Source organism: Streptomyces sp. CNZ301 (assembly GCF_004217425.1).
Window position 1 is genome coordinate 25,955 of the sequence record NZ_SHLG01000001.1, and the last position, 16,465, is coordinate 42,419.

The window sequence follows — 16,465 nt, forward strand, 5'->3', positions numbered from 1 at the left end:
TGCGTACTTAACACCACTCTATTTCTGACACAACAGAGGTGCACATTCATCCTGGGGGAACTGCACCAAAGTAGCAGCATTCGGTGTGACTCTTGGTCGATGCGGCCTATTTATTTTTCAGGATAGAAACCGGGAAGAGTCTTGCGGCCGATATTCTCAATTCAAAGGAGCCGCTTGTGATTGTCCTTTTTTGTGGAGACATCGTTGGTGAGCGTGCGTCGGCTCGGCTTGCGGAGAGCCTGCCGGCGCTGCGTCGTGATCACCGGGTCGATCTTGTGGTGGCCAATGCTGAGAACTGCGCTCCGAACGGGCTCGGCATGGGCGCCAAGCAGGTGGATGCGTTGCTGGAAGCCGGGGTCGATGTTCTTACGGGTGGCAACCATTCCTGGGACAGCGAAGAGTCCGTCGAGCTGCTCGCACTCCCCCAGGTTGTCCGACCGGAAAACCTCCACGCAGGGGTGCCGGGGCGAGGCAGCGTTCAGGTTGAGGTGCACGGCGAGTTGGTCACCGTGCTGAACTTGGCGGATCACTGTGCGATGAAGTCGGTGAAGGCGACAGCGGGCAAGTTCCGTCCTGCGTATGAAGCGTGGTGCGCGGCTCCCAAGGCAGGAACGGTGATCGTCGACTACCACGGTGATCACGTGTTGGAGAAGCAGATCTTCGCGCATGCGGTGGACGGACAGGCCGCGGCGGTTCTCGGTAGTCACACGCACGAGGCCACGGGGCCGCTGCATATCCTGCCGGGAGGCACCGGGTTCGTTGCCGAGGTCGGCATGACGGGCCCGGGCGACGGAGTTCAGGGGTTCGCGCCGGCGAACCTCGTGTCCGGTCTTCGCGAGACGGGAAATCCCTTCTCCGCTCCGCTGCCTTCGGTCAGCCTCGGTCCGCTGGTGCTGGGGGCCGTGCTGCTGGAAATCCGCCACGAGCGCGCCGTGCGGCTGGAGCGGGTCTCCTGGCCGACGAGCGAGGAGCAGGCATCATGACCCAGAACGCTCTCCCTCTGGACCAGACAGCGGGGCCGTTCATGCCAGGGTGCGAAGTCCTCGACCTTTCGTTGCTGCTTGCCGAGGACTTGCCCTGCCACTGGGCGACACACCAGCCGTTCCAGCACAAGGTCTGGCACTGGTTCTCCACCCTCAAGGACAGCGCCGGTGCGGTCTACAACCGCAGTGGCGCACCGTATTCCACACGGTGGATGGCCATCGATGAACATACAGGCACCCACTTCGACGCTCCCAGTCACTTCGTTCCCCCACCCGATTCCGGACTCCCCGGCGCAGCGCCGGAAGGGGATACCACAGCGGAGAAGGTTCCGGTTTCCCAGCTCATGGGGCCGGCAGCGGTCATCGATGTCGTGGAGCTGACTGACCAGAGCGCTGAGGCTGGGGTCAGTCCCGGCATCGATCCTGAGCACATCGCTGCCTGGGAGGAGCGCCACGGCCGGCTGGATCCGTCGAACATCGTGCTGTTTCACACCGGTTGGGATCGGCTCTATCGGCGGGGTCCCGAAGGCAGCGCCTATCTGCACGATGTCATCGTGACCGGCCAGGCTCCGGGATGGCCAGCTCCCACTGTGGCAGCAATGGAACTCCTGCTGGATCGAGGGGTGCGCTGCGCCGGGATCGATGCGCCCTCCATCGGCCAGGCTCACGACCCGGTTCCTGTGCATGTGCTCGGTCTGAGTTCGGGCGCGGTGTACATCGAATGCCTCACCGGGCTGGAGCAGTTGCCGTCTCGGGGCGCTTGGTTCTGCTTCCTGCCGCTGAAGGTCGAAGGCGGTACTGGGGCGCCCGGCAGGGCTGTTGCTCTGCACAGCCGGCCCGGCTCGGTGTAGCCGTCGGGCCCTTCGGAGCTGATCGAAATTCTGCGCTGGTCTTTCTCTGAGTATTCGGCCTTGTCAGACGCCCCTGGGCGGGGTGTGACGAAGGGCTGTTGAGCGCTTCCCATCTGGCACTACTTCCAAGGAGTCTTCTCATGCGTCGTCTTCTCTGGCTGTCTGGCGCTGCCCTGCTCACCGTGGTGAGCGCTGCTGCTCCAGCGTCCGCGGTCTCAGCGTCCCCGTCCTCGGTGATCACATGCGCAGGAAGCGTCAAAGAGACCTACTCGCCCGGACTGACCGTCAAGAAGCGACCCACCAAGGTCTCCGCGCACAGCACTCTGTCCTGCAACGGCGGGCCGGTGCGCAGCGTTACGTTCTCCTCCAGCTACACCGTCGAGGCCAGTTGCCTGGTCAACCAGCTCATCACGGTGGGCTCGACCCAGTTCCACTGGGACAAGGGGCCGAAGAGCTCCGCGACCTTCACCTACGCGGTGGGCAGGCCCGCAGGGCAGACTGTGGCAGCCGGCGTGGGCTCGGTGACTGGTGGACAGTTCAACGGATACAGCGCAAGCCGGTTCCTGGCCTCTCCTTCCGCTGACGCGGTGAAGTGCCTGGGTGAGGGGATCTCCTCGGCGAGCGGGATGGATCAGGTCACGCTTGTCGCGCAGCCGTAATCGCGCTGCCGGTCCTCAAGGGGACGTCAAATGCGGTTGCCGCAAAGCCTGCAGGCTTTGCGGCAACCGCATTTCCCTCGCGACGGGGATAGCGACTGCCTGTCACTTGCCCAGGCAGTCATCCACATTGACGGCCCCTAGACGCTGACGTGCTGTGGCGCGGTGGCGGCTGCGATGAGCTGTCGTGCCGTCACGTGAGCTGTCTTGGCCGCCTCGAGGACGTTGCCCAGGGCGTGTGTGGCGATGGCGCCTTCGTAGATCAGCAGCAACTGGTCGACGAGATGTTCAGGCTCTGACGCCTCGGTCGCCTTGGCGAGCTCGAGCATCCGCTCACGCAGCGTCTGCTTGTATGAGGTGATCATGATTCGGAGCTGGTGTTCTTTGCCGGCGAGTTCGGCCGTGGCGTAGCTGAAGAAGCATCCGCGGAAACGGGAGGGGTCCGATGCCCACTGCTGCAGGGCGTCGAAGACAGCAAGGAGCTGCGCGTTGGGGGCTTCCCCCGCGTCGTTGATGCATCCTTCGAGCGTCACCTCCCAGCGCACCTGGCGTCCGTCGAGGTAGGCCATGAGGGTTCCGGTGTCCAAGGTGGTCACGGGATTCACCTTTCATAGAGAGTGTTGTCGTTCCCACGAGGGGGTCTCGTGGGTGAGTTACGCGGTGGGGCGATGTGCGCCTAACAGCGGGGCCTGCTCGGGTTCTTCGCGAGTACTGAGGTGTGGGATGACTTCCGCAGTGGTCTGCTGCGTGTGCTGTGCGGGGCGGGTGCGCCTGTGCTTGATCGCGTGTCCGGCATTGATGCCGTAGCCGAAGTCCTTGATGGCCTGGAGTACATTTCGGGCGATGAGCTGAGTGAGATCTCCCATGTGATTTCCTCCTGCGCTCGAGTGGGAAGTGATCGCGGTGCTGCGCTTGTGTGGCGGCTTGCCTTGCGATGTCTCAGGTGCGCGGGAGGAGTTGCCGGGTGAGTGCTGCGGTCAGCAGCAGTAGGGCTGCAGTTGCGGCAAGGCTCAGTTGCATGCCGTACGTGCTGAACTCCTGTGCGCTGTCGTGTTGTTGAGTGGCGAGCAGAGAGCCGAAGACAGCGACGGCGAAGGCGCCGCCTGTCTGGCGTACGGCGTTGAGCAGTCCTGAAGCGGTGCCGGCGCGGTGGCTGGGGACGCTGTCCATGAGCAGCGCGGTCAGTGCGGGGACGCTGAGAGCGCTGATGCCGAAGGGGACCAGGAGGAGCAGGACGAGCCACAAAGGCGTGTCAGGGCTGAGTGTGAGCAGGGCAGCCAATGCCAGGGCCAAAATCACCTGTCCCCAGGCGATCACTGGTCGGCGGCCGTAGCGGTGGGCAAGGCGTGGTGAGAGCAGGTTCACCACTGTGATCGCCAAGGCTGTGGGTACGAACATCAGCCCTGCGGTCGTTGCCGACATATCGCGAAGCTGCTGGTAATAGAGGCTGAGCAGGAAAATCGTGCCGTAGTAGCCGGCGTTGACCGCGAAGCCGACAACGAGGGGAACGGCCACCTGTCGTTTGCGGAGTATCTCCAGCGGCACCATGGGTGAGTGGTGCCTGGCCTCCACCACCCGGAAGATCACACCTGCGGTTATCGCTGCTGCAAAGGCTGTCGGCACCTGCCAGGCCGTCCACCCCACCCGTCCTCCCTCGATCACGGCGAAGGCCATGGCCGCCAGCGCGAGGACGGCCGTCAGCTGGCCGATGAGGTCGAATGGCGTGGAGAGCCTGGACGAGGGGGTGACACGGACGAGAAGGATAAGGATCAGCGCGCCCACAGGCAGATTGAGAAGGAAGACTGCGCGCCAGCTGGCCACTTCAGTCAGTACTCCGCCGAGCACCGGCCCGAGAGCCATGGCGACGGAGCCTCCCACTGACCAGAGGGCTATCGCCCGGGCGCGGCGCTGGGGTTCGTCGTAGGCCTGGCGTATTAAGGCGAGCGAGGCAGGCATGACGACAGCCGCGGCAGCACCTTGAACGGCTCGTGCTGTGATGAGTGCGCCGATCCCTGGTGCCAGGGCACAGCCGAGGGAGGCGAGGGTGAAGAGGCCGACGCCCCAGGCGTAGGCACGTCGAGCGCCGTACCGGTCGGCGAGAGCGCCTGCGGTGAGCATGAGGCCGGCGACCATGAGTGTGTAGGCATCGACGACCCACTGCAGTCCCGTGATCCCACCGTGCAGATCCGAACGGATCGCGGGGAGGGCGACGTTGACGCCGGAGACATCAACGGTGATGACGAGGAATCCCAGCAGCGCTGCGGTGAGCGCGAGGGCGGGTGTCCGCGGAGGATGTTCCGGGCTCGCGGATATCCCTGTGGAGACAGAGGAGGGGGACGCAGACATGAGCTGATAGACCTCCTGGCGACTGCTGCCGGATGAGGTGGTGTCACGCGATATGGGTGGGCGTTCCTGGCCTCGTCGGAGCATCCGTTGAAGGCGGATGGCCTCTAGGGCTTGTGTGCGGCCGTGTCGTTGTCAGGCCGCGTGGGAGGCAGGCACGCGGGCTAGTTGAGGAAGCGCAGAAGTTCTTCGGCGGTGCCGCGGGGGTTGTCCTCGGTGAGGAAGTGGCCGGCTGCAGGGACCGTTGCACGCTGAGCCCCGGGGATGGCAGCGGCGAGCCGGTCGCCGACGGAGGGATCGAGCCATGCGTCTTGCTCCCCCCACAGCACCAGTGTCGGGGTGGTGATCTGATCGAGTCGGTCCACTACATCGCTGGTGTCTTTGAAACTGACGCTTGCGACTTGGTCGACCCAGCGATGCTGTCCGGCCGTTCCCTCCCACGGGGCAAGGTAGGCGTGCGCAGCGGCCTCGCTCATCGGACGGTGTGTGGTGGTGCGGAAGCGTGCAGCGATGATGTCGGCGAAGACGTCGGAGGGCATGGTGCGATAGGCCTCTTCGTGGCGCTGCTGATGATCTGTGAAGGGCGTGTTCCACGGGCCCAGGACGGCAGCGTCCAGCAGAGCGAGGCGACGAGCGGGAACTTTGTGGATCAGATGGGTGCGTAGCACGACTCCGCCGCCGATGTCGTGCCCGACCAGGCTGGGTTCCTCAAGGCCCCAGTATTCGGTGAGTTCGGCCAGGGTGCTGGCCTGACGGGCGATCGAGGGTGCCACGTCCGGATTCAGGCGGGAGTCTCCGAACCCGAGTAGGTCCCAGACGTATACGGAGTGGCTCTCCGCCAGGAGTGGAACGACCTCACGCCACAGGTAGGACCAGGCTGGGGTGCCGTGGACTAGCACCACAGGTGGGCCTTGCCCGAAGACGTCGGTAGCGACTTCGCCACCCGAGACGCGGACCCGGTGGGAGAGCCTCCAGGTCTCGGCTTTGGTGCGTGCAGGCATGCCGACTCACTCCCGCCTAAGAGGTACAGTGGTGTTTCTCCGGTTACTGTAGCAGAGGAGTAAGGCTTGAACATACCTTTTTCCGATTACACTCTGGGAGCCGGTGTTGCGACAGCATTGGTGAACACCTCGGCACTGGTCCGAAGAAGCACAGGTGAGGCCCTCACGGACCCTGCTTCCCTGGCGCAGTTCCTCGCTGAGCACGGCCTGAGCCTCGACGCCTTGTCGGAGGGTCGTGAGGCCACCGAGGAGGATCTCGATCAGGTGTACGCACTCCGTCAGGAGGTCCGGGGCGTACTTGAGGCAACCAGTGAAGATCACCTGGTGGAGGGAGCGACTGCGCTGGTGATGCGTGCTGGTACCGGGCCCGTCCTGCGACGTGATGCGGATGATCACTGGCAGTGGCACGTCACCACGTCACCGGAAGCCTCACTCGCCGACGAGCTCGCGGTTCTCATGGGTACAGGCTTGCTCGGAGTCCTGCGCACTCTGAGCCACGAGCGCTTCCGTCACTGCGCTTCTGAGACGTGTGACGGCATGTTTGTCGATACCAGCCGCGCTGGCCGCCGCCGGTACTGCATGCCGGAGCTGTGCGGCAATCGCCTCAACGTCGCCAACCACCGGGCACGTCAACTGGCGGGCGGCGAGGGAGTATCCAGCAGACATGCAGGGTGAGGGGGGTCTGCTGGTGGAGTCGGCTTCATTGCGGAGTACCTCCGGGATGAAGCGTGTGGGGACACTCCTGGGAGGTGATCCCGCCCAAGACAGTCCCCCAGGTCTGCGTCAGCTGTGTGTAGGGGCGGACATTCGTATGAGTACAGATCCCTTGGAGTGCTGACGTCTCCCCTGCCGCCACAAGGCTCACCGCTAGCACCGTCACCGCCATCGGGTCGACCTTGGCCAGCAGCTCTCTGCGCTGCGCAGCCCGGGTACTCAAGACGTGAACGCTGGGAACCCACGAGCTGTACCAGTGCTCAGAGACCTGGCCCCCCAACCTGCTCGCCGCCCGCACTGTGGCGTCGTCTTTCAGGAGAAGAACCAGAAGGTGCGTGATATCGACAATTGCCTGGAGAGAGGAAGAGGAGTCGCTGACAGCGCGAGTGACGGTTGCACGTGTCACTTCGCACCCCTGGGCGCACACAGCCCCAGCCAGAGCTTTCTTGGTGGAGAAATGGAAGGTTAGGGCCCCCATGGTCACTCCCGCCGAGGACGTGATACGCGTGAGAGCCGTCCCCTCGTACCCCCGTCTGGCGAACTCCACGGCCCCTGCTCGTATCACACGGCGCCGTGTCTGTTCGGCTCGTGTCTGACTCATATGCGCTTCCAGACGCTCAGTCCCTCCCCAATCGGATTACCGCCATCGACACGGGCCGGGACGCGGACGGTTCCGGCTCCCGCCGGTGCAGTGGACACACCAAGGCGGGAGCCGGCTGTATCTCATGTTTCATTGCCGCTTCAAAGGTTGGCCAGCTCCGACTGGATTGCCTCTGCCTCGATCTCAACCAGCAACGCCGGATTCGCCAGTGCCGAGACCTCCACGAATGTCGTGGCGGGCCGGATTTCGCTGAACACCTCGGCGTGTGCCCGGGCAACGTCCTCGAAGTCCTGGATGTCGGTCAGGTACACGCGAGTGCGAATCACATCGGCCACGCCGGAGCCCGCTTCACCCAAGGCGTCGGCGATGCGCTTCAGCACCTCAGACGCCTGCTTACCCGCGTCGTCGCCCCCCACCGGCCCGTCCGGTGCAGACGCCGTCGTGCCGGAGACGTGGATGAAAGGGCCCACGCGAACAGCGCGGGAGAACCCGACCACGGCCTCGAACGGTGAGCCGGAAGGGAACAGCTTTCGCTCAGAACTCATGAGAATGATACTCCCAAACAAGACGAGAAAGATCCATTTACATTTGTGAGGTGGAATCCATTAGCGATAGCTTCATCATTGATGTTCGTCGCCTGCGGATCCTCGAGGAGTTGCGTAATCGGGGGACGGTCGCCGCGGTGGCGGATGCATTACACCTGACTCCGTCTGCGGTATCTCAGCAAATCGCCCGGATATCACGTGATCTTGGCGATGTTCCCTTGGTTACCCGACATGGGCGCCGAGTGCGCCTTACCGCTCAAGCCAATCTCCTTCTGAAGCATGGCGCGGTGATGCGACGACAGATCGAACGCGCCCGGGCTGACTTGCATGCGCATGACCCGGGACACACCGGACATGTATCGGTTGGCGGTTTTGCTTCCGCAATCATGAGCCTTATTGCCCCTGCCCTTGGAAACCTGACTCGTACGCGACCGGAGCTGAGCATCACTGTCCGGGAAGTTGAACCGCCCGACTCCTTTACCCAGCTTGAATGCGGGGAACTCGACCTCACCGTCACGGCTGCCCATCGAGGCGAACCCTCTGGTGCTGACCCTCGTTTCGAGCGAGTTGACCTGCTCGTCGATCCACTCGTTGCCGCACTGCCCGTGGGACACCCAGCGGCCGCGTCTTGTGCCGTCGATCTCGCCGTGCTGGCGGACGATGCGTGGATCATCGGTGCCGATAACGGTCCCTGCTCGGATGCCGAGTTCGCGGCGTGCGCGGCTGCCGGTTTCAGTCCCCTGGTGCGTCACCGGGTGAATGACTGGACTGCCGCACTCGCGATCGTGGCTGCTGGCGCAGGGGTGGCTCTGGTACCTCACATCGCTATCACTCCTCCCCCGCTCGGTGTGCTGTTGCGGCCGCTGGCCTCCCCGCCGGCAGGCCGCGTCCTGTACGCGGCGCTGCGGGGGGGCTCCCTGCAGATGCCCAGCTACCAGTCCGTTCTTGACGTGCTGTGTGCTCGGGCGCGCGAACTCGAGGGGAAACATACGAAGGTGACGGGTTACGGCAGGACTGCCGATGTAACAGGCACGGGCGTCAGCCAGCCGAGGTGAGAGAACTCTCTGCCGCTCACAGCACTGCGGAAGGCCTCCGACAGGGCCTCGAAGACGGGCCTCCTGGCGGGATAGCTGTGATCCTCGATAGAGGCTGCCGGGACGAGTTCACTGGCCGTCCCGGTGAGGAAAACCTCGTCGGCTGACATCAAGTCCCCTACCTCGACGGGCCCTTCACGCGCCGGGATGCCCAATTGACGTGCCAGGGTGAGCACCGTGTCTCGGGTGATTCCCGCCAAGAGGCTCTCTGAGAGCCAGGGGGTCAACAGGGTCCCGTCCGCGACGAGGAAGACGTTGGAGACTGTCGCTTCAGCTACCCGCCCTGATTCGGGGTCGAGTTGGACCGCATCGTCGAAGCCGGCCTGGACGGCTGCAGTCTTGGCAAGAGCCGAGGTGACGTAGGTGCCCACTGCCTTTGCCCGCGGCGGGAAGGATGCCGGCAGAGGGCGGCGCCATGGTGAGACCGTAAGGCGCACCCCGGGAGTCGCGGCAGGGGTGCGGTCTGCGCTGGAGGGCATGGGCCATACCTCGATGCCCAGAGTGAAGGGCACGCGGCTCAGGTCAATGCTGAGGTAGGGATCAGCAGCGAACAGCCCGGGGCGCACATAGCAGTCTCCCTGGGTGCTCTTCGCCGCCGCTGCAAGAGCCGTTTGGCGCAGGCGGTCCAGGTCGTAGCCATGGTTGATTCCCAGGAGCTGAGCCGAGTTCAGGAGCCTGGTCAGGTGTTCCTCGAGACGGAAGAGCACGGGTCCGTCTGGGGAGGAATAGCACCGGATGCCCTCGAAGACTGCTGTTCCGTGCTGGACGCTGCTGCTTCCGAACGGAATGCCCCTGCGGGGAGAGCTCTCCCCCTGGTAGGGGCCGTCCCAGACGGTGAGTGCGGACTCGGGCGGTTTCATTCTTCTCATCGCCTCTCTTCACAGCGCTGCGAGCACAGCACGTGTCATGTCGGCAGTGGTGGCAGTGCCGCCGAGGTCAAAGGTGCGCACTCCACGGCGCAAGGCTTCATCGACCGCGCGGTCGACGGCGTCAGCGGCAGAGTTCATCCCGAGGCTGTGGCGCAGCATGAGAGCCACCGAGAGGATCATCCCCAGCGGGTTGACCCGGTCGTGACCGGCGATGTCTGGGGCAGAGCCGTGGACGGGCTCGAAGAGTCCTCCGCGCACCCCCTCCGGCAGGGGGGCTCCGGGCAGGGAGGCGCTGGATAGCAGTCCGATGGAGCCCGCGACTGCTGCCGTTTCATCGCTGAGGATGTCCCCGAACATGTTCTCGGTGAGGATCACGTGGAAGGCCTTTGGCTCCGTGATGAGCCGCATGGCTGCTGTATCCACCAGCAGGTGCTCCACAGGTATCTGGGGGTACTCGCGGTCGGCCAGGTTCTGCACCACCTCTCGCCACAGGCGGGAGGTGTCCAGGACGTTCGCCTTGTCGACGGATGTCACGTGGGCTCCGCAGCCCTTTTGCGCGGCCAGTTCGAAGGCGACCCTGGCGACTCGTTCGATCTCCTGAGCGGTGTAGGTGCATGTATCAAAGGCGTGCTGTGCGGCGCGACCGCGTTGCCCGAAGTACAGTCCGCCGGTCAGTTCCCGGACCACGGTGAGATCGACGTCTTTGAGTCGGTCCGGCTTGAGCGGTCCGGCGTCGTGGAGAGCGGTAGCAGGCCGGACAGGGCGCAGGTTGGCGTACAGGCCCAGGTCCGCGCGCAGTTCCAGCACGCCCTGCTCTGGCCGGGGAGCCTTGGAGTCGGTCTGCGTGGTTCCGGTGCCTACGGCGCCAAGCAGGATCGCGTCGGCTTTCTCGCATGCGGTCAGTGTCGCGGCGGGGAGGGGACGGCCGGTTTCCTCGATTGCTGCGGCCCCGATCGGGTACTCCGCGATATCGAAATTCCCTATGGCCTGCAGTACTTGGAGTGCTGCGGCCATGACCTCGGGACCGACGCCGTCCCCGGGGAGAGCCACGACGCGGTGAGTTGTGCTCATAGCTCCTCCGGTGAGGCGAGCCGTCCCAGCGCTGCGGTGGCGGCGGCGACAGGCGGTGATACCAGGTGCGTGCGGCCTCGGTCGCCTTGCCGCCCTTCAAAGTTGCGGTTCGAGGTGGAGGCGCTGCGCTGCAGGGGGTCGAGGCGGTCAGGGTTGACGCCGATGCACATCGAGCATCCGGCCGTGCGCCATTCCGCACCTGCGGAGAGGAACACTTCGTCAAGTCCTTCGGCCTCGGCATCCAGCCGAACCCGCGCTGAGCCCGGTACGACCAGGGCTCGGACACCGGGGGCGACCTTCCGGCTCCGAAGCACCTCGGCGGCAGCACGGAGGTCTTCGAGGCGACCGTTGGTGCATGAGCCTATGAAGACGGTGTCGATCGGTATGTTCCGCAATGGGGTGCCGGGGGTCAGGTCCATGTATGCCAAGGCGGCTTCGGCTGCGGCACGTTCGCCGGCATCGGTGAGGGAGGACGGGTCCGGGACAGAGTCGCTGAGAGGGCATCCCTGCCCGGGGTTGGTGCCCCAGGTGACATAGGGGCTCAGTGCCGTGGCGTCGATGTGGACTTCCTTGTCGAAGACCGCGTCGTCGTCTGTTCGCAGTGTCCGCCAGTGCTCCAGGGCGGCGTCCCAAGCGCTGCCTTGTGGGGCGAAGTGACGCCCCTGCAGGTAGGAGAATGTGCTGTCGTCCGGTGCGATGAGTCCTGCGCGTGCTCCCGCTTCTATGGACATGTTGCATACCGTCATGCGGGATTCCACTGACAGCGAGCGGATCGCCTCACCGCGGTATTCGATGACGTATCCCTGCCCGCCTCCAGTGCCGATCTTGGCGATGACGGCGAGTACGAGGTCCTTTGCCGTCACCCCCGTGGGCAGCGCTCCGGACACGTTGACCGCCATAGTCCGAAACGGCCTCACCGCCAGCGTCTGGGTGGCGAGAACGTGCTCGACTTCGCTGGTGCCGATACCGAACGCCAGCGCGCCGAGGGCGCCGTGAGTGCTGGTGTGGCTGTCTCCGCAGACGATCGTCATGCCGGGCTGGGTGAGACCCAGTTGAGGGCCTATGACGTGCACGATGCCTTGGTTGTCGTGGTTGAGGTCATAGAGTTCGACCCCGAACTCTGCGCAGTTGTCCTGCAACGCCTGCATCTGGGCACGGGAGACGGGGTCGGAGATGAGCTGGCGGCTTCGGCTGGCCCAGTCGGTTGGCACATTGTGGTCGGTAGTGGCGACGGTCAGCTCTGGCCTTCGCACGCCGCGCCCGGCCGCCCGCAGTCCGTCGAAGGCCTGCGGGCTTGTCATCTCATGCATCAAGTGCAAGTCGATATAGATCAGGTCAGGTAAATCATCGGCCTGATCAACGATATGCTCCTGCCATATTTTCTCAGCTAATGTGTTCCCCATGACAGGCCAGGCTACATCGATACTTCTTGCCGATGAAGAATCGGTTGCACCCTGTGAGGAATTCTATCCTGGAGGGTAATGCACGTACGACCAAAGTGACATGGCGCATAACCGTCCGGTACACCTTCGAATGCGTCTATCGCTGGGTACAGGGAGGGCATTCCAAGGGCGACACTCGGAGGGTGACTACTTACTCCGGAAAGAAGCCTTCCGATCAGGTTCCTTCACGTCCCAGTATGCCCATTCACAAGTATCGCGGGTATCGGCCGTTCACCCTGCCTGACCGTACCTGGCCGGACCGGAGCCCGCAGCGGGCGCCGATTTGGTGCAGCGTCGATCTGAGGGACGGCAATCAGGCGTTGATAGATCCCATGGATCTGGAACGCAAACGTGAAATGTATGACCTACTGGTCAAACTCGGGTTCAAGGAGATCGAGCTCGGGTTTCCTATGGCCTCTCGCGCGGATCTTGAATTCACGCGGGATGTCATCGAGGGAGACGCCATACCTGATGACGTGACGATCCAAGTGATGTCGCCGATTCGGGACGGGATGATCGAAGACACCGTCAGGGCCGTCAAGGGCGCTCCGCGTGCCATTGTGCAGATCTTCAATCCCACCTCGGTGACGCAGCGTCGTGCTGTCTTCGGAATGTCCCGGGCCCAAGTGAAGACATTGGCTCTGCGTGGAGCCGAGACGGCACTGAAGCTGCGGGACTCACTGCCGGGGACTGAGGTCTTCCTGCAGTACGGAACCGAGTCGTTCACGCAGACGGAGCCGGAGTTCGCGCTTGAGGTGCACAACGCGGTACTCGACCTGTGGCGCCCGGAGCCTGAGGAACAGGTCCGCATCGTCCTGCCGGCTTCAGTGGAGTGTTACCCCCCTCACGAGTTCGCTGATCGCATCGAGTGGATGCACCGCAACCTCGCCTATCGGGACGCGATCACTCTCACCCTGCACACCCACAACGACCGTGGCAGCGCGGTGGCAGCGACCGAACTAGCCCTGCTGGCCGGCGCCGACCGGGTGGAGGGAACACTTTTCGGCAACGGTGAACGCGCAGGCAACGTCTGTCTGATCACGCTGGCGATGAACCTCTTCTCCCAGGGGATCGACCCCCAACTCGACTTGAGCAACCTCGATGAGGCCCGCCGTGTCACCGAACACTGCAATCGTCTCCCCGTCTCCCCGCGTCACCCCTGGGTGGGGGACTTCGTCTACACCTCATTCGCGGGATCTCATCAGGACGCCATCGCCAAGGGCCTGCACGCGATGGAGGAGAGCGGCTCTCAGGTATGGGACGTTCCCTATCTGCCCGTTGATCCTCGTGATGTTGGGCGTGACTACCAGGCCCTGATCCGCATCAACGGGCAGTCGGGCAAGGGCGGGATCGCTCACCTCATGCGCACCGAACACGACTTCAATCTGCCGCGTCGACTGCAGATTGAGTTCGCGGCGGTAGTGCAAGCACAGACCGAAGGGAGCGGCGAGGTGACCTCTTCGGACCTGCTGGCCTGGTTCTCGCAGGAGTACCTCCGCGAGGGTGATGTCCTGCAGGGAACCCCTGACAAGCCAGCGAACGCCGTTCTTAACGATCTTCTCCGCCCGCATGGGCAGGAGGGTGTCGTGCGTGAGACGCAGTTCCAGACCTCGTCGGCCGAGGAGGCCGATCGGTGGGTGGCCTACGCGGAGACCGCCGTCGGTACGATCACGCGATGGGGGGTGGGGGTGGGCACCTCGAAGGCGGAGAGTCTCGAGCGCTGTCTGCGTTCAGCCGCACGGCGGCTGCTGGAGGTGGCATCGGCATGACGCCCACGCCGATCTCTCGACACACCGGAGCAGCAGTGCCTCTGCGACGCCGTGATGTCGACACCGACCAGATCATCCCCGCCGAGTTCTGCAAGCGGCTTGGCCGTACCGGCTACTCGGATGCGCTGTTCCACCGCTGGCGGCAAGAGCAGGATTTCGTTCTCAATCGTGAGGAGTTCACCGGAGCGACGGTCCTGGTCGCCGGCCCGGACTTCGGCATCGGATCATCCCGTGAGCATGCGGTGTGGGCGTTACGCGACTTCGGGTTCCAGGCTGTGGTCGCGCCGGGGTTCGGTGACATCTTCCGCGCCAATGCAACCAAGAATCAGCTGTTGACCGCCCGAGTCTCCGAGGCAGCGGTGGAGAGGCTGTGGACCCTCATCGAGGCTGCTCCGACCAGTCCGGTGACCGTTGACCTGATGCATCGTGTCGTGACTGCCGGCGATATCAAGACCACTTTCGAGGTCGACGACTACAGCCGCTGGCAGTTGATCAACGGTCTCGATGACATACACGTCACGCTGCGCCGCAGCGGATCCATCGAGGCATACGAACACCGGCGCCATCGCTGGATGCCTCGGGTCGCAGGACACGAGTGATGCCCGGTGCTGGAACTGATGGTGAGGGCGGAGGCTGCTGCCTCCGCCCTCACTGGGGGTCTGCGCCCTTGCCTGTTCACGATCGACCGCTGTCGGCCCCGGCAGGCAACAGTCGCATAGCCACTGCTTTGTTGATGGCGTTCATCCGGGACCGCACGTCAAGCTTCAGATAGATATTGGTCAGGTGACGCTTGACCGTGCCTTCGGATATGAAGAGCCGAGCGGCAATCTGAGCATTGCTCAGCCCTTGGGCCACGAGCCCCAGGACCTCTAGTTCACGAGTGGACAAGGGCCCATCCGCGGGGCGTTCGAGTCGGCTCATGGTTTCCTTGGCCACCGACAGGACAACGCGGTCTGAGTTCTGTCGGACAGCCCGGATCGCCGCCAGGAGCTCCTCGCGGGTGGAGCTTTTCGAGATGTACGCCTGTGCTCCGGTTGCCAGCAGCTTGCTCATAGTTCGCGCATCGTCGTGCATGGTCAAGATGGCGACGCTGGGAGGGGACTGGGCATGCAGGATCTGTTTCAGTGTCTCTTCCGGGCCTGGTCCGGGCATCTCCACGTCCAGCAGCACCACGTCAGGGTTCTCTCGCCGGACGATGGTGACCGCGAGGTCACCATCTTCGGCCTGGCCGACGACGTGGAGATCGCTCTGTGTCTCGCAGATCTCCACCACCCCTTCCCGGAAGAGGGTGTGGTCGTCGGCGATCACCAGCCGGGTCGACGTGCTCTCCCCCGTCATCGCCGGGCTGCCATCGGGACAGTGACATCGACCCGGGTTCCGCCGGACGGTCCGGGGGCCATGGTGAAAGACCCGCCCAGCAATGCTGCCCGCTCGAACATGGATTGCAGCCCCAGGCCTGCGGTCTCATCCTCCGATGCGCTTCGGCTGCCTTCGGGGCCGGAGCCGTCGTCCTCGACCGCAGCGACCATGGTCTCTCCCCCGGCTTGGAGGCGGATCGTGATGTCGTCCGCCCCGGAGTGTGTCAGCGCGTTGCCTACGGCCTCTCGCAGGATGAGAAACACCTCAGGGTCGAACCGCTCGGGCGTATCGGCGAGGGTGGAGCCGGCTGCAGGCGACTTTGCTGCGGGGACAGTCTCGACAAGGGGGCTGTCGGTCCGCGGCGTGCGCACCCGCGCAGCTAGCACTCTGGTCATTTGTAATGCTTGCCGGAGGGCTTCGGTGGCGTCGCTCCGTTTGCTCTGTGCCTTCTCAGGATGGTCCTCACAGGCGTAGTAGTCGCTCATCTCCAGGCAGTTCAGCCCGACAGCTATCGAGTGCGCCACCCAGTCGTGCAACTCACGGCTCAGTGCCTGTCGTTCAGCCCACCGCAGGTCATGGGGATGACTCCGTGTGTCCGATTCGCGAGAGGGCTCCTCCTCAAATGGTTCCGCTCTCCTCATGTTCCGTGCCCGCTCATGTAAGTAGTCACCAGCAGCTACCGACATACAAATCACGTTCCTCGAGTCGCACACCTCATAACCGCCCTGCCGTATCGGCGGAGCGGGCTGTGCGGGAGGCGACAAGGTCGACGCTCCCCTTTGTGCTCTCCTCCAGCGATTGCAGCCACGTGACACGGTGTGACCTGCGCACCTGTGCCAGTCGTAGACGAATCTGCAGTGTGTGCATTGTGTTGGCCTGAGGGACCAATACGGGCTTCGCGCCTTCTACAGGACCTCGGCCGGATCGGTCCTCCCTCCCCAGTGACCCCCTTGCGTGGCGGAGCTTCGGTGACGCTCCCCAGCCCATGCGCCGGCTGGCCTCCTGGGGCAGCAGCCACGCAACCAGTGGCGTAACAAAAATAGCGCTCTTTTTGTAAAATGGACAGACCTGCAGCTCAACAAGCTGACAGAGGGCTCAAGTTCAAGGGCTTCCGCGAGGTGAGCAGCGTCTCCTCGTGGTGTGCCGGTAGGCCAGTGAGCGTCTTCA

Annotated in this window: 18 protein-coding genes; 7 read left to right on the top strand and 11 right to left on the bottom strand. The window is 64.0% G+C overall.

All coding sequences use genetic code 11. The features are described from left to right. Positions 1-92: 92 nt before the first annotated feature. From EV375_RS00125 to EV375_RS00135, 3 genes are all read left to right on the top strand, one after another. Complete coding sequence (locus EV375_RS00125) at positions 93-983, top strand: YmdB family metallophosphoesterase (RefSeq protein ID WP_486588196.1); 891 nt, start codon at positions 93-95, stop codon at positions 981-983. Then, positions 980-1,834, top strand: a complete 855-nt coding sequence (locus EV375_RS00130) for a cyclase family protein (RefSeq protein WP_130297604.1) — start codon at positions 980-982, stop codon at positions 1,832-1,834. The genes EV375_RS00125 and EV375_RS00130 overlap by 4 nt, the downstream gene beginning before the upstream one ends. Before the next feature lie 140 nt (positions 1,835-1,974). Further along, positions 1,975-2,493, top strand: coding sequence for a hypothetical protein (locus tag EV375_RS00135; RefSeq protein ID WP_130297605.1), 519 nt, complete (start codon positions 1,975-1,977; stop codon positions 2,491-2,493). Positions 2,494-2,630: 137 nt separating this feature from the next. Here the strand turns inward: EV375_RS00135 and EV375_RS00140 are convergent, their stop codons facing one another. The 4 genes from EV375_RS00140 to EV375_RS00155 all read right to left on the bottom strand — a co-directional run bounded on the left by EV375_RS00140 (position 2,631) and on the right by EV375_RS00155 (position 5,834). Further along, positions 2,631-3,086, bottom strand: a complete 456-nt coding sequence (locus EV375_RS00140; RefSeq protein WP_130297606.1) for a TetR/AcrR family transcriptional regulator — start codon at positions 3,084-3,086, stop codon at positions 2,631-2,633. A 57-nt stretch (positions 3,087-3,143) separates the two neighbouring features. After that, the gene (locus tag EV375_RS00145; protein WP_130297607.1) at positions 3,144-3,356 is read right to left on the bottom strand and encodes a hypothetical protein; all 213 of its coding nucleotides are present in this window, start codon (positions 3,354-3,356) and stop codon (positions 3,144-3,146) included. A gap of 73 nt (positions 3,357-3,429) precedes the next feature. Next, positions 3,430-4,836, bottom strand: a complete 1,407-nt coding sequence (locus EV375_RS00150) for an MFS transporter (RefSeq protein ID WP_130297608.1) — start codon at positions 4,834-4,836, stop codon at positions 3,430-3,432. A 161-nt stretch (positions 4,837-4,997) separates the two neighbouring features. Beyond that, positions 4,998-5,834 carry an alpha/beta fold hydrolase gene (locus EV375_RS00155; protein WP_130297609.1) on the bottom strand — a complete coding sequence of 279 codons (837 nt, stop codon included), beginning with the start codon at positions 5,832-5,834 and terminating at the stop codon, positions 4,998-5,000. Between the two features lie 66 nt (positions 5,835-5,900). Here EV375_RS00155 and EV375_RS00160 point away from each other — a divergent pair, with 66 nt between their 5' ends. Further along, positions 5,901-6,509: a CGNR zinc finger domain-containing protein gene (locus EV375_RS00160; protein WP_130297610.1), complete on the top strand. Its 609-nt coding sequence runs from the start codon at positions 5,901-5,903 to the stop codon at positions 6,507-6,509. A gap of 25 nt (positions 6,510-6,534) precedes the next feature. Here the strand turns inward: EV375_RS00160 and EV375_RS00165 are convergent, their stop codons facing one another. Together EV375_RS00165 and EV375_RS00170 are read right to left on the bottom strand one after the other, a co-directional pair. Then, positions 6,535-7,149, bottom strand: a complete 615-nt coding sequence (locus EV375_RS00165) for a TetR family transcriptional regulator (RefSeq protein WP_130297611.1) — start codon at positions 7,147-7,149, stop codon at positions 6,535-6,537. Between the two features lie 140 nt (positions 7,150-7,289). Further along, complete coding sequence (locus EV375_RS00170; RefSeq protein ID WP_130297612.1) at positions 7,290-7,694, bottom strand: RidA family protein; 405 nt, start codon at positions 7,692-7,694, stop codon at positions 7,290-7,292. Between the two features lie 50 nt (positions 7,695-7,744). On the opposite strand from EV375_RS00170, the gene EV375_RS00175 reads away from it, so the two are divergent. Then, positions 7,745-8,749 (top strand): LysR family transcriptional regulator, encoded by a 1,005-nt coding sequence (locus EV375_RS00175; RefSeq protein WP_130297613.1) that lies wholly within the window; start codon positions 7,745-7,747, stop codon positions 8,747-8,749. On the opposite strand, the gene EV375_RS00180 is transcribed toward EV375_RS00175, so the two are convergent. Genes EV375_RS00180 through leuC form a run of 3 tightly spaced genes read right to left on the bottom strand, consistent with a single transcriptional unit; the run spans position 8,698 to position 12,131 of the window. Then, positions 8,698-9,648 carry an aminotransferase class IV gene (locus EV375_RS00180; protein WP_130297614.1) on the bottom strand — a complete coding sequence of 317 codons (951 nt, stop codon included), beginning with the start codon at positions 9,646-9,648 and terminating at the stop codon, positions 8,698-8,700. The genes EV375_RS00175 and EV375_RS00180 overlap by 52 nt on opposite strands. Positions 9,649-9,666: 18 nt before the next feature. After that, positions 9,667-10,728, bottom strand: coding sequence for a 3-isopropylmalate dehydrogenase (gene leuB, locus EV375_RS00185; RefSeq protein ID WP_130297615.1), 1,062 nt, complete (start codon positions 10,726-10,728; stop codon positions 9,667-9,669). Further along, entirely contained in the window at positions 10,725-12,131 is a 1,407-nt protein-coding gene (leuC, locus tag EV375_RS00190) for a 3-isopropylmalate dehydratase large subunit (RefSeq protein WP_130297616.1), read from the bottom strand. Before leuC ends, leuB begins: the two co-directional genes overlap by 4 nt. A 182-nt stretch (positions 12,132-12,313) precedes the next feature. Between leuC and EV375_RS00195 the strand changes: the two genes are divergently transcribed. Further along, positions 12,314-13,939 carry a 2-isopropylmalate synthase gene (locus tag EV375_RS00195; RefSeq protein ID WP_486588197.1) on the top strand — a complete coding sequence of 542 codons (1,626 nt, stop codon included), beginning with the start codon at positions 12,314-12,316 and terminating at the stop codon, positions 13,937-13,939. Beyond that, on the top strand, positions 13,936-14,538 hold the full coding sequence (gene leuD / locus EV375_RS00200) for a 3-isopropylmalate dehydratase small subunit (protein WP_130297617.1): 603 nt from the start codon (positions 13,936-13,938) through the stop codon (positions 14,536-14,538). Before EV375_RS00195 ends, leuD begins: the two co-directional genes overlap by 4 nt. Positions 14,539-14,614: 76 nt before the next feature. Here the strand turns inward: leuD and EV375_RS00205 are convergent, their stop codons facing one another. Continuing rightward, positions 14,615-15,247 carry a response regulator gene (locus tag EV375_RS00205; RefSeq protein ID WP_486588198.1) on the bottom strand — a complete coding sequence of 211 codons (633 nt, stop codon included), beginning with the start codon at positions 15,245-15,247 and terminating at the stop codon, positions 14,615-14,617. Between the two features lie 26 nt (positions 15,248-15,273). Further along, entirely contained in the window at positions 15,274-15,984 is a 711-nt protein-coding gene (locus EV375_RS00210; RefSeq protein WP_130297619.1) for an ATP-binding protein, read from the bottom strand. Positions 15,985-16,465 lie beyond the last annotated feature (481 nt).